A 14381-nucleotide genomic window follows, 5' to 3' on the forward strand; every position below is an offset into this window, starting at 1 on the left:
ATGCTTTCTTATTTTTAGTATATTTTCTTAAAGCTTTTCTACACCCAGTTTTTCTGCCAGTTGGTTTAGATCGTTTACTACAATATCTATTAATGGAATACCGTTTATTTTACGTTCCTGTTCAAATTTAAACTCAGGTTCGCCAGGTATGATAATATCCTGTTCAGGATTAACTGGTTCGGCTTTTTTAAAACGTTCAATCCAGTTATCCATATGATCTTTAAATTCTTGTGCCGGACGGAAACCATTTACACTTAAAGCACCCAAAAAATGCCCTAAACCTTGTCCAACAGGATTAGCTGAAGGTTCTAAAAATGCAACAAAAGGTGGTGCCCAGGGACCATAATTTGCACCTGATAAAACAGCAGATAAAATATCTACTGTTGCTCCCAGACCATAGCCTTTATGACTACCATGGTCCTTGTCGCTACCTAATGGCAATAAAGAGCCGCCTTCTTTTAATTCATTCGCATTTATAGAAGGTTCTCCTGCTTGATTTTGTACCCATCCTGAAGGAATATCTTTTTGGGCTCTTTGCGCAATCTCAAGTTTCCCGTTTGCAGCAGCAGCAGTTGCCATATCAACAACTACAGGTGGATATTTAGAAGCAGGAAAAGCATAACACATTGGGTTGGTACCTAACATGCGTTCTTTAGAAAAAGTAGGGGCAACTAAAGGGCTTGCATTGGTCATACTGATACCTATCATATTTTTTTCAACCGCCATTAAGGCATGGTAGCCAGCTATACCAAAGTGATTTGAATTTTTAACAGCAACCCAGCCACTTCCATATTTTTCTGCTTTTTCAACAGCAATCTGCATGGCAAATGGAGCTACTACCAAACCTAAACCAGCATCACCGTCAATGGTAGCAGTAGTAGCGGTCTCGTGTATGATTTTTATATCAGGTTTTGCATTGATTCTTTTTTTCTCCCACAAACGTACATAACCACTTAAGCGGGCAACACCGTGCGAATCGATACCTCTCAAATCAGCTTTGATTAAAACATCTGCAGCTAAATTGGCATGTTCATCAGAACAGCCCATATGCTTGAAAATACGATAGGTAAATGTTCTTAATCGGTCTTCAGTAAAATTGATGTAATGCATTTGGTTATTTTATTTAAGGGATAATGACTGTGAAATCGCCCCCTAATGGGTCAAAGTTTTCAATTAATGTAGAGATGAAGTCATCGCCATAATTTACATACATTGGAGCAATATTCGTTACCCGTTCTTGTAATACCCCATTAGGGAATAAACGTTTTTTCAGATTTTCAATCTGTGTTACTGATACCTCATGTTTACGCTTTTCAGCTTTGTATAATTTTTTTTCTAATTGAGCTAACAGCTTATTGGTCTTAGTTTTTGCTGCTTCTGCTGAGTGTTCTAGTGTTTTATCTATTTTAAAAGCATTCAGCTTAATACGATCAAAACCGGCGTTGATAATTGCCGCTTCATCAGCTAAACTGAGCTTTTCCTGGCTGTTTTCCTTGATCCATTTCTCCTGTAGCTTGCTCACCGGTAAAAAAATATCTTCAAGGCTAAAACCCAAAGAATGGATATTATTCATACTACGTTCATCTACAAGCAATGCAGAATTTCTTAGCAATAAAACAGGAAAATCAGTTTTATAAAAATCGAAGTTTTCTTTAAGCTGCATCCAGTAGGCTACTTCAGCTCCTCCACCTATATAAGCAATATTAGGCAGGATCACTTCCTGATATAGGGGCCGCATAATTACATTGGGGCTAAATCTTTCAGGATGTATATCGATTTCTTTTATTAATTCATCTTCAGTGAAAGAGATATCAGTATGGTTAACCTCATATTTTTCTCCGTTCTTTACAATACGTTCTCTTAGATTTTCTTTAAGATAGAAGAAATTAATGTCTCTGCTGCTAACCTGGTTTTTATAACCCAGATTTGCCAATCTGTTGCTGGCTTTATGAACCAAAGCAGAGCTATTCTGCTTTAAAATATCCTGTTTAATAATTGTAGAGAATTCATGCTTGAGTACAGCATGATCGGCATCTATAACTACTAACCCGTATTTCTCAAAAAGCTGGTTTACTAATGATCTTGTGGCATCAGCTAAATTGCTGTTCTTGAGGTAAGCATCCTCAACTATTTTGGCAAGCTTTTTACCATTTTCACTTATGCCTAAATAAGCTTTATATGCATGTACCGCTGCGCTAACCGTTTGTGTGCTGTGCCGGCCTGTAGCACCATTGGTTTGTTGTATCCAGCTGATGTTTTTTTCATCAACACTGATATGATTGATCTCTTCAAAATCATGGTCTTCTGTAGCCATCCAATATATGGGTACAAAATTCTTTTCAGGATAGGCAATCTTTAAATCAAGAGCCAGATTAATGGTACTTACAATTTTATAGATGAAATATAGGGGACCTGTAAATAAATTGAGCTGATGCCCGGTGGTTACTGTAAATGTATTTTCATGGAGCAAAAGCTTGATATTGTTGCTAACTGCAGGCTTAATATTAATGTTAGCGTACTGGCTTTGTAATACTTCTACAAGCTTTTGCCTGCTGCCCTTAAAGTTTCTTTTATTAGCGGCTTCTTTAATTCCTTTAATATCGGGTCTGTAGCTGTAGAAAGGTTTTAAAGAAGGGTTATCGTTAACATAATCTATTACGAGATTAGAAAATGCGTGTGTTTCGTGATATGCAATATATTTTGCCTTCATAATGTTCAGCTAATTTAAATGAAATTACTCAATGAAATAATTAAGTCAAGTTATTTTACATTCTGTACACAGGTAAGGTAATTTACAAATAAAGCCGAAGCATTTGCTTCGGCTTTTACAATATCTTGAAATTTAAACAATCATTTATTGTATCATGTGACCATAAAGATCAAAATCTTCTGCCCGATCAATCTTAACGCTTACAAAGCTGCCTATTGCGGCATAACCTGTGGCCGCATCTATTAAAACTTCGTTATCTACTTCTGGAGAGTCGAACTCGGTTCTGCCTATAAAGAAATCGCCCTCTTTTCTGTCAACAAGCACTTTGTAGGTATGGCCTACCTTTTCCTGATTAATGTCATAAGAAATGCCCTGTTGTAGTTCCATGATGGTGTCTACACGTTCCTGTTTAATTTCTTCAGGTATATCATCTCTTAAACTGTGGGCATGTGTTTTTTCTTCATGAGAATAAGTGAAGCAGCCTAAACGATCAAAACGAGTTTGTTCTACCCAGTTATACATTTCTTCAAAATCAGCATCAGTTTCGCCCGGATATCCGCAAATTAATGTAGTACGCATAGCTATATTCGGAACCTTACTTCTTATCTCGTTAACCAGATCTATGGTTTTCTGCTTGGTAATACCCCTGCGCATTGATCTTAACATATTATCAGTAATATGTTGCAAAGGCATATCTAAATATTTGCAAATATTCTCACGCTCGTTCATGGCATCTAATATTTCCATTGGGAAGCCCGATGGATAGGCATATTGCAACCTGATCCATTCTATGCCATTAACATCTGATAAACGTCTTAATAGCTCATCTAAATTGCGTTTGCCATACAGATCTAAGCCATAATAGGTTAGATCCTGTGCAATCAAAATCAATTCCTTTGTGCCATTGGCAGCCAAAATTTTTGCTTCATTTACTAGCTCGTTCATATCGCGTGATAAGTGTTTGCCACGCATTAGAGGGATAGCACAGAATGAGCAAGGTCGATTACAACCCTCTGCTATTTTAAAATAAGCAAAATGAGAAGGAGTAGTAAGTAAACGCTCACCAATTAATTCATGTTTATAATCTGCTCCTAAATTTTGTAGTATATTTTGCAGGTCGTTGGTACCATAAAAAGCATCAACATTAGTAATTTCGGCTTCTAATTCTGGTTTGTAGCGCTCAGATAAACATCCCGTAACAATTACTTTTCCTACTTTTCCCTGCTCTTTTAACTGACTGTATTGCAAAATGGTATCTATGGATTCCTGTTTAGCGTTATCAATAAAGCCACAGGTATTAATAACTACGATATCATTTTTTCCAACCTTATCAGATTCATGCTCTACATTAAGATTATTTCCTTTTAGCTGTCCCATTAAAACTTCAGAATCATAAGTGTTTTTTGAACAGCCCAAAGTAATGACGTTTATTTTAGGTTGAGCACTTGCTTTTATCTTTGCAGATTTATTTTTAGTAATCATGAATATTATTTGAATAACGAATTCACAAAATCTTTTTTATCGAATAATTGCAAATCGTCCATTTTTTCTCCTACACCAATATATTTAACAGGTATTTTGAACTGGTCTGAAATACCTATCACCACACCACCTTTAGCAGTTCCATCTAATTTAGTAATCGCTAAGGCATTTACATCGGTTGCTTCTGTAAACTGCTTGCATTGTTCAAATGCATTTTGACCTGTAGATCCATCTAAAACAAGCAAAATTTCATGAGGAGCATCAAGCACAACTTTTTGCATCACCTTTTTAATCTTACTTAATTCATTCATTAAGCCTACCTTATTATGTAAACGGCCAGCTGTATCGATGATAACTACATCTTCCTGATTGGCCACGGCCGATTGGAGTGTATCAAATGCAACTGAAGCAGGATCAGAACCCATTGCTTGAGCAACTACTCGTACACCTACACGTTCTCCCCATAATTTAATTTGATCAACTGCTGCGGCTCTGAAAGTATCTGCTGCTCCAAGCACCACTTTAAGCCCTTCTTTTTTAAGCTTATGTGCCAATTTGCCAATTGTGGTGGTTTTGCCTACACCATTAACGCCAACAACCATAATTACATAAGGCTTATGATTGCCATATTCGAAATTCCTGAAATCATTGCTATTATTTTCGGCCAATAACAACTGGATTTCATCACGGAGTAGATGATTTAATTCAGAAGTAGAAAGGTATTTATCTTTGGCTACCCTTTCCTGAATGCGCTCTATAATTTTTAAAGTTGTACTAACGCCTACATCTGAGGTAACCAGTACTTCCTCTAAGTTATCGAGTACATCGTCATCAACGGTTGATTTACCCGCTACGGCTTTAGTTAATTTTGAAAAGAAACCCTCCTTTGTTTTTTCAAGCCCCTTATCCAAAGCTTCCTGTGCTTCGGGAGCAGTTTCCTTTTTCTTGAAAAAATCGAATAAACCCATAAATTTAAAAATAAAAAAGCCCTTCCATAGAAACGGAACGGCTCTAAAGTTATTTTAGACTATACTTATTTGCTGTTTGCAGCAGCAATAGCATCTTTAACGTGATCGTTATGAACGATAGATTCTTTAAATGAATATGCGCCAGTTTTAGGTGATCTAACCATAGTGATCACTTTTGAGTACTCCTTACCGGTACCTGTTTTTAAGGTCGCAACTACTTTCTTTGCCATGTTATTTAAAATTAATGATTGAATAAACAGGTTTCAGTGAAAGCCTGCTATTCATTTTAACCATCTAATTATTTTATCTCCTTGTGTACGGTTACTTTCTTTAAAACCGGGTTGTATTTTTTCAACTCTAAACGCTCTGTAGTGTTTTTACGGTTTTTAGTAGAAATGTATCTAGACATACCTGGCATTCCGCTAGCTTTATGCTCTGTACATTCTAAAATAACTTGTACTCTATTACCTTTTTTTGCCATTTTAATAATAATTACAGCCGCTATTTAGCCGGCTAGTGTTTTTACAAATATCCTTTTTTCAAGAAGCGGTTAATTGCTTCAGAAACTCCAATTTTATTGATAGTTTTAATAGCAGAAGTAGATACCTTTAGTGTTATCCAACGATCTTCTTCAGGGATATAAAACTTCTGAAGTTGTAGGTTCGGATAAAACTTACGTTTGGTTTTAACGTTCGAGTGCGAAACGTTATGGCCTTTCATGGCAGTCTTTCCGGTTAAATCACAAACTCTTGACATGACTTTATTTTGTTATTTAATTATTGTCGCTTAATTTTTTAAGAGTGTGCAAATATCTGAATAATAATTATAAATAGCAACAGATATTAATTAATTATTTTTATATATCACATTTATATCCCAGGTACCTTTTTCCTTTATTTCAAATTCAATAAAGTTTTTACCATCTCGCATTTTCAGATGTAAAGGGAATACCACGTCTTTTAGGGTGTATAAGTTTTGTGTTGTGGTTTGTTTAACTACGCTAATGTCACTGTAATTACCACTTAAGATATCAATCTTATCGAAAATAGGACCTGTCTGGTCTTTCCTTTCCTGAGATTCGGTCGTTCCTGATATGCCAAGCGAAGCAGCATGTTCATTTTTGTTTTTAATTTCTCTGCTGCCTACCATCAAAAAAATCTTATTGTCACCTTTTTTCTTCTTGCTAATTAAAACTCCTTCTATATTGCCTGATTTATTAATTACAGTATAAGGTTTAACGGAATCTGTTTGTAAGCTAATAGAGGCAAAAGCCTTGATATTGGCAATGCTGAACAATACAATAAATAATAGAAATACTTTTCTCTTCATGTTGATATAATTTAGTTCCTGAATATCAAATATAATCATATTGAAATGTATTTCGCTTATAAAAAGGATTTAAACTTTCAGAGAAATCAACAAGATACTTTTTGTTGAAATTTTATAGTTTTTTGTGATAAACATCCATTTTTTTGGATAAAATACCCAGAATTGGGTATTCTTTAAGGAGCTAATATGCCTTACATTTGTGATATACAATCTGTATTAATGCTTCAAAAAGAATTTGATAGGTTCTTTTAAACCCCGTCATCTTTACGCCAGTGCTCTTTATATGAGTAGGGGAAGGCGAAATTAACTATCTTACATCCCTTTGCACAAACTCCACTGTTATGGTAGAGGGATGTTTTTATTCTGGTTTAAAAGGAAAAGCATATTGTTTAAGTATTAAATTGTTTAATTTAGCAGGTAAGAAAACAATGATTTAATATTATGCAGATCACATCTTTTGAGCAGTATCAGGAAAACTATAAAAAAAGCGTTGAAAACCCAGAGCAATTCTGGGGTGAGATCGCTCAAAACTTTACATGGAGAAAGCCTTGGTATAAAGTTCTGTCCTGGAACTTTGAAGAACCCAATATAAAATGGTTTGAAGGGGCTAAATTAAACATTACAGAAAACTGTCTGGATCGCCATTTAGCTAAAAATGGCGATAAGCCTGCAATTATATGGGAGCCTAATAATCCCGAAGAAGAAAGTATCACTTTGACTTATAAAATGCTACACGAACGTGTTTGCAGGTTTGCCAACGTTTTGAAAAGGAATGGCGCTAAGAAAGGTGACAGAATATGTATTTACATGCCTATGGTGCCCGAACTGGCTATAGCGGTACTTGCTTGTGCCCGTATTGGAGCTGTACATTCGGTAGTTTTCGGAGGTTTCTCTGCCAAATCTATTGCCGACAGAATAAATGATGCACAGTGTAAGCTTGTAATCACTGCAGATGGTGTATACCGTGGTGCAAAACCTATTCCTTTGAAAGAAGTGATAGATGATGCTTTGATCGCATGTCCTTCAGTTGAGAAAGTTATTGTGCTTACACATGTAAGAACACCGGTAAGTATGCTTAAAGGAAGAGATGTATGGTGGGAAGATGAGGTAAAACATGTAGATGCTGTATGCGAAGCCGAAGAAATGGATGCAGAAGATATGTTGTTTATCTTATATACATCGGGTTCAACGGGTAAACCTAAAGGTGTGGTTCATACTTGTGGTGGATATATGGTATATGCCGGTTATACTTTTACCAATGTATTTAACTATCAGCCCGAAGAGGTTTATTTCTGTACGGCAGACATTGGTTGGATTACAGGTCATTCGTATATTGTATATGGACCGTTATCTCAAGGTGCCACCACCCTGCTTTTTGAAGGGGTACCAACATATCCAACTCCTGCTCGTTTTTGGGAAATTGTTGAAAAGCATAAAGTTAATATCTTATATACCGCTCCAACAGCGATAAGAAGCTTGATGGGATTTGGAGAAGAACCTTTACAGGGTAAAGATTTAAGTACTTTGAGAGTTTTGGGTTCTGTTGGTGAACCTATCAATGAAGAAGCATGGCATTGGTTTAATGAAAAAGTAGGCCATAAACAGGCTCCGATTGTTGATACCTGGTGGCAGACGGAAACTGGAGGTATCATGATCTCACCAATTGCTACCGTAACTAAAACCAAGCCAAGCTTTGCAACTTTACCTTTACCAGGCATACAACCCATATTGGTTGATGAGAATGGAAAAGAAATTGAAGGGAATAATGTAAGTGGAAATTTATGTATTAAGTTTCCTTGGCCTGGCATGCTAAGGACAACTTATGGAGACCATGAGCGTTGTCGCCAGACTTACTTCTCTACTTATCCTGGTTTATATTTTACGGGAGATGGCTGTTTACGTGATGAAGACGGATACTATAGAATTACCGGAAGGGTAGATGATGTATTAAACGTTTCGGGTCACAGAATTGGCACTGCAGAAGTAGAGAATGCCATTAATATGCATGCCGGAGTAATAGAAAGTGCAGTTGTAGGCTATCCGCATGATGTTAAAGGGCAGGGAATTTATGCTTTTGTTATTTATCCTAACCATCATCATGATGATGATCTGACTAAGAAAGATATTCTTCAGACAGTAAGTCGTGTGATCGGAGCTATTGCAAAACCAGATAAGATTTTATTTGTTTCGGGATTGCCAAAAACCCGTTCCGGCAAGATTATGCGTAGGATTTTAAGGAAGATTGCTGAAGGAGAGACTTCAAATTTAGGAGATATTTCAACCTTGTTAGACCCTGCCGTAGTTGAAGAAATTATAGCAGCGGCAGCTAAGCTTAAATAAGATTTATAAATAGAAAAGGCCTTGTTAAAGGCCTTTTCTATTTCTTTCCATTTACAGTAAAAGTGTATTCGTTGTAAATAACACCTTTAGCATTTATCCCCTGTATAATGATTTTAAATTTTCCGGAAATATCACCGCTATAAAAACTGATTTGTTGTTTTTCGTTAGGTTTTAAAAAGATACCATGGTTCCAATACAAAGTAGAAAAGAAAGCGGGTTCCATAGGATCCCTGTAATCATTTATATAGAACTCCTTAGCCTCCTGTATACCTTTTATTTCAAGAAATGTTTTCTTATCAGGTATAGAGCAACCAGTATATAAAGTACTGTGCCCATCTAACATATAACTTTTACCTTGTTCGGGGGCACGATTCATCGGATCGCCGATATGATTTCTGCAATTTAAAATATTGAATCTACATACATAATCTCCGCAGGCATTTGGTCCACCCCCATAAAATGTATTGTCCTTACTGGTTTTTATAACCACTTCTTTAAGCTGAATGATCTTTTCATTATTTTTTAAAACAAGCTCGGTGTTATTGATCAATGCAGAAGGTAACATACTTTCCTGATTTCGCCAGTTTCTACGGGTACGTACGCCTTCGTTAAGCATTTCATCATTCACAATGAGGTCGTAATTTGTATTATCTTTTCCATTTATAAAAAGATAAATTTTCTTACCCGAAGCCATGATTAACTGATCATTATTAAAGCTGAAATTTCCGTTATTTTGAGTTGTGATTACATTAAGTGTGGCAGTACCCATTGTACCAAGAGATACAGGTTTATTTAGAGGTTTATTGTTGCGGGTAGCTCTACCATTTAAGATCATATTGCTTGTTTTTAACAGGGTATCGCTTGCTTTAATATGGGTAAGTTTTGTCCAATCGTATTTACGCCACCCCTTAACTAATAAAAGTTGTTCTGCATAATTAATATTCTTATAACCTGGTCCATTTAAGCTTACAGGTAAATTTTCAAGTTCATTCTGCAGATATGTATAGGTTTCTATATCTAATTTGTTTTTTGTTTCTATCCGGTTTTCCTGTACACATGCGATAGAAGCAAAAGAAGGGAGTGCTGTTTCGGCTAAATCTAAGTCTAAGGTTATTTTTTCTCGGGTGTTGTAACTTGGTTTATCTGTTGCTAAATGGATATCTTTCTGATCTTTATCATAATGGGCAAAAAATAGCCGTTCTGCTAATGGCCTTTCTAAGCTATCGGTTATGGTAATTGCTTTTATTCCTTTTGGAACTTCATTTAATGGTATGCTAAAAGAAGTAACGCCCTTATTAATCAGATAAGGAAAGTAAGCGAAAACATCTTTAAAATTGTGAACTCTGATGATGATTTTTTGAGAATTTGTAGAATTTATAACGAACCTTACAGTATCATTAGGTAGTGCGTTTCTTACGATTACATTCAGCCCTTCTTTTAAAGAAGTCGGCAGTTTATACAAACTATCTTTTACATCAGAATGCAAGAGTTTTAACTGGTAAGAACTATTTACATCGGGAACGATAAAAAAATGTCCAATCCCATAATCACTCGTTTCAATGGTATCTATAGGAAGATTGTTTCTATATAAAACAGCTTTTGTAGATAAGGGGCGTTTGTGTAGGTCTTTAACTTCCCAACCTACTTTATTTTTACACCCTGCAATTAAATTTCCTCCTTCAGGATAAAATTTAACTGATGCGTTCCCTTTGGGCTGAGGCAAGGGCATATGGATAAAAGTGCTGTCTTTCTGGTATTTTACTTTGGCATATAGATTAGGATCAGTTTGATTAACAGTTTCTGGTATTTTTAACATTAACTGTCCGGAAGGGCTGGTTTGTCCCTTATTTGTTTTGTTATTGTAAATATAAGTAACTGATGCAGGCTTGGCCAGAAATGTATTTTTAGCCGAAAGAACAGAAACCAGAACATTGTTAAAACCATTTTCTTTAGACAGAAATTGCATGTTTACCTTAAAACTGGGATCCAGAGCAGATTTTACAGTTATGGGCTGAGAAAAAAACAACTCGGGCTCATTGTTCAACAAAACATCGGTAAAGGCGTTTAAGTGATAATTACCCGGAATTATGGAATCTGGTACTGCAAATTGCCCAAATGATAAACCGTTGCCCGCAACAAACTTTTCCTGTTTAATAACTGTGCTATCTACATCTCTTACCAATACAACAGATAAAATCTGATGCTGGTTAAAATCTCTGGCTTTTAGAATATAGGCAGTAAAATACACTTGCTCATTGCTTGCATATACATTCTTATCAAAATGAACAAATAAGCTTCCATTGCTAATGGCCTTTTTATACCATGAAAAATTATTTTGTAAAGGATCCTGAGCCTTTATTGAACTATATAAGATAAATAGAAGTAGGAAGAAAGATAGTTTACGCATTGTAGTTCTAAAAGTAGTGATTCTAAAAATTTTCTCATAAAAAAACTGGGAGTGGTAGTACCCCCAGTTTTCTCATTTTTCTGATAAGGCTATTCTATTGCCTAATAACCAAATAACTGTTCTAAAGTTAAAGTGGTAACCTTGCCAAATTTCTGCATATCTTCTTGTTTTACACGTTTATCTGATGCAACAATGAGGTATGTATAAGGTTTATGCGCAATTTTTTGCTCATGGAAGGTATTGATATTGTCGAAAGTAATTGGTTTTGCAGCTTTATAGCGATCTATTCTTGAATCATAATTATAACCTAATTTCTTATCAGCGAAATAGTAATTAAAGATAGCGTCTTTTACAATTCTTGCAGATTCGTAACCGGTTAACACATTGGTTTTAGCACCTTCAAAAGTTTTTTCATTGCGAGGAAGCGTATTTAATAACTCGTTCATACCCGCAACTGCTTCATTCATTTTGTCGGCCTGACTACCTACATAAGCAATCATACTATAATCTTTATCTGCTCTGTCAGGAGTTACATAGCTGGCAAAAGTAGAATAAGCTAAGGCTTTAGATTCTCTAATGGTTTGGAATACGATAGAACCCATACCACCACCAAAATAGCTGTTAAAAACTTCGATGGTTCCCCCATCATTTTTATTATATACACCTGTGTTTCTTAACCAGCGTATTTCTGATTGTACCATATCATAATTAGCGAAATATACTTGATTCTCGGTTTGAGAGGTATATTTATACTGATGTGCAGGGGCAGCAGGAGTAAATTCTTTTGGCAGGGTATGTAATTTAGCAATATCAGCAGAAAAAGCATTAAGATCTTTTGGTCCGTAATAAGTAATTACATGCTCATAATTATTTAAGTTTTTCAGCAGGCTGATTAGATCTTCAGCTTTAATGTTTTTCACTTCATCATTACTTAGAACATTATTGTAAGGATTTAATGATCCAAACTGAGCGTAAGAAGTTAATGCGTTCATGATCGCACCTTTATTCAGTTTGCTGTTTTCCCTTGATTTTAAGATATTGCTTTTCAGTTCGGCAAGCGCTTTTTCATTAACCTGAATATTATTGAAAATATGCTCTACCAATCCTACAGCTTTTTCAAAGTTTTCCTGTAAGCCGCTAATGTTAATAGTGGTTACGTCACTACCTACATTAAGGCTGTAAGAACATGCTATGTCATAAAATTGTTTACTTAATTGCTCAGCAGAATATTTATTGGTGCTCAAGTAAGTTAGGTAAGAAGAAGCATACGGTAATAGTTTATAGTTATTAGTTCCCATATTAAATCTGTATGACATCCTGAAAATTGGATTTTCAGTGTTTTTGATTGTCATTACCTCTGCAATACCAGATTTACCGAAAGAAATATCTTTCTGGTAGTCTAAGAATTTAGGCGAAAGAGGTTTTATTGGGGCATTGATAATGTTTTTAACAAATGGAGAACTTAAATCACTATTAGGGTTGATAGGTGTAATAGCTGGTTTTTCAACTTTTGTTACATTTTTATCTTCTCCTTTGTGTTTAAAGCCGATTACATAGTTGTCTTTGAAGAATGTTTTAGCAAAAGCAATTACTTGAGCTTTGGTTATTTTAGCAAGGTCATTATTTTCGTTCAAACTTTTCTCCCATTCAGTACCGCGATTCATAATGAATTCAGTAGAAAGGTATTCAGCACGACTGTTGTTGCTATCGAAAGCTTGTAAGAAGCTTAATTTTTTATTAGCTACAATAGCTTTTAATAAATCATCGTCAAACTTTCCTGCTTTTAATAGATCTATCTGTTCTAAAAGAAGTTTCGCAGCATCTTCTAAAGATTGACCTTGTTTAGGTTGAGCAGATAAATTAAATACGCCGTAATCTTTCATTTGTTGATATCCGGCACTTGCTCTCAATACTTTTTGTTGCTTGTTCAGGTTGATGTCAATTAAACCTGCTTTACCATTGGTAAGAATGCTGCGTATCAAAGAAAGCATTAAGGCTTCTTTGGTATTTTGCGCAAACCCGCGATAATAGATATCTACCATTTCGGCACTTGGGCCATATACATCTACTTTTTGTATTTCTGTAAGTGGTTTTTCAGGTGCAGGATTGTATAAAGTAACAGGCTTAGGTACCATGTAGCTAAATGATCTGTCTATTTTTTTAATCATTTCATCCGGATTAAAATCACCTGCGAAAATGGCAGCCATATTATTAGGTACATAATACTTGTTATAGTATTTTTTGATCTCAATTAGCGAAGGGTTTTTCAGGTGCTCAATCGTACCTATAGTAGTTTGCTGGCCGTAGTTATGCGTTGGAAACAATTTATCCATCATGGCCTCATCTAATTTATTACCGTCATTATCTAATCCTCTGTTTTTTTCTTCATAAACAGCTTCAAGCTCTGTATGGAAAATACGGAAAATAGGTTGACGGAAACGCTCAGCCTGTATAGCTAAAAATTTATCAATGGCGTTAGATGGAAAATCCTCATTATAAACGGTTTCTTCATACCAGGTATGAGCGTTTGTAGATTTACCACCTATGCTTTGCATCATTTTATCATATTCATTTGCTATAGAATAATTTGATGCTTCACCTGATACTTTATCGATTTCTTTATAAATCTCTTTACGCTGAGCAGGATCAGTGGTTTTATTGTATTTTTCATAAAGCGCATCAATTTTATCCAGATAAGGTTTTTCTTTAGCGAAATCTACCGTTCCGAATTTGTCGGTGCCTTTAAATAACAAATGCTCTAGGTAATGCGCTAAACCAGTAGCATTTTTTGGGTCAGTATTACTTCCGGCTCTAACGCTCATTCTGAACTCAATCTTCGGTTCAACGTAATTAGGAGATAAAATAACTGTTAAACCGTTTTTTAAAGTGTAAAAGCGGGTTTTAGATGGGTCGTTAGTTACATATTTATAGGTATAACCACCAGAAGTGGCCGTTTTCCATTGATATGAGGTTTGTGCTAACAGATTTGAGCCTAAAAATAATAGGCATACAAACAGTAAAAGTTTAATTTTCATTCGTTCTTGGATTTTTCAAGTTATTTGGTGATTTAAATTATGAGGCTTTGTATGTAACAACAAAGCTACAGCTCAAATATAATGCTTATCAAAATAAATAGTTATACAAA

Annotated in this window: 11 protein-coding genes; 1 reads left to right on the plus strand and 10 read right to left on the minus strand. The window is 35.4% G+C overall.

The annotated features are described in order from the left end of the window. Positions 1–27 precede the first annotated feature (27 nt). From ACLHG9_RS05305 to ACLHG9_RS05340, 8 genes are all read right to left on the minus strand, one after another. The gene (locus ACLHG9_RS05305) at positions 28–1110 is read right to left on the minus strand and encodes an Ldh family oxidoreductase (RefSeq protein WP_410220465.1); all 1083 of its coding nucleotides are present in this window, start codon (positions 1108–1110) and stop codon (positions 28–30) included. A 13-nt stretch (positions 1111–1123) separates the two neighbouring features. Further along, entirely contained in the window at positions 1124–2710 is a 1587-nt protein-coding gene (gene bshC, locus ACLHG9_RS05310) for a bacillithiol biosynthesis cysteine-adding enzyme BshC (protein WP_410220466.1), read from the minus strand. A gap of 144 nt (positions 2711–2854) precedes the next feature. Further along, positions 2855–4192 carry a 30S ribosomal protein S12 methylthiotransferase RimO gene (rimO, locus tag ACLHG9_RS05315; RefSeq protein ID WP_410220467.1) on the minus strand — a complete coding sequence of 446 codons (1338 nt, stop codon included), beginning with the start codon at positions 4190–4192 and terminating at the stop codon, positions 2855–2857. Positions 4193–4197: 5 nt separating this feature from the next. Continuing rightward, positions 4198–5160, minus strand: coding sequence for a signal recognition particle-docking protein FtsY (ftsY, locus tag ACLHG9_RS05320; RefSeq protein WP_410220468.1), 963 nt, complete (start codon positions 5158–5160; stop codon positions 4198–4200). 65 nt (positions 5161–5225) lie between these two features. Continuing rightward, entirely contained in the window at positions 5226–5390 is a 165-nt protein-coding gene (locus tag ACLHG9_RS05325; protein WP_243360698.1) for a DUF4295 domain-containing protein, read from the minus strand. Between the two features lie 68 nt (positions 5391–5458). Further along, complete coding sequence (gene rpmG / locus ACLHG9_RS05330; protein ID WP_243360699.1) at positions 5459–5641, minus strand: 50S ribosomal protein L33; 183 nt, start codon at positions 5639–5641, stop codon at positions 5459–5461. 41 nt (positions 5642–5682) lie between these two features. Continuing rightward, a complete protein-coding gene (gene rpmB / locus ACLHG9_RS05335) occupies positions 5683–5916 on the minus strand; it encodes a 50S ribosomal protein L28 (protein ID WP_243360702.1) in 234 nt (77 codons plus the stop codon). A 90-nt stretch (positions 5917–6006) separates the two neighbouring features. Continuing rightward, positions 6007–6489 carry a hypothetical protein gene (locus ACLHG9_RS05340; RefSeq protein WP_410220469.1) on the minus strand — a complete coding sequence of 161 codons (483 nt, stop codon included), beginning with the start codon at positions 6487–6489 and terminating at the stop codon, positions 6007–6009. A 441-nt stretch (positions 6490–6930) separates the two neighbouring features. On the opposite strand from ACLHG9_RS05340, the gene acs reads away from it, so the two are divergent. Continuing rightward, positions 6931–8829, plus strand: a complete 1899-nt coding sequence (gene acs, locus ACLHG9_RS05345) for an acetate--CoA ligase (protein ID WP_410220470.1) — start codon at positions 6931–6933, stop codon at positions 8827–8829. 37 nt (positions 8830–8866) lie between these two features. Here acs and ACLHG9_RS05350 read toward each other — a convergent pair whose 3' ends face one another. Both ACLHG9_RS05350 and ACLHG9_RS05355 read right to left on the minus strand, forming a co-directional pair. Further along, entirely contained in the window at positions 8867–11236 is a 2370-nt protein-coding gene (locus ACLHG9_RS05350; protein WP_410220471.1) for a hypothetical protein, read from the minus strand. A gap of 101 nt (positions 11237–11337) precedes the next feature. Continuing rightward, positions 11338–14271, minus strand: coding sequence for an insulinase family protein (locus tag ACLHG9_RS05355; RefSeq protein WP_410220472.1), 2934 nt, complete (start codon positions 14269–14271; stop codon positions 11338–11340). Positions 14272–14381 lie beyond the last annotated feature (110 nt).

It is taken from the genome of Pedobacter sp. (assembly GCF_046462515.1).
GTDB lineage: Bacteria > Bacteroidota > Bacteroidia > Sphingobacteriales > Sphingobacteriaceae > Pedobacter.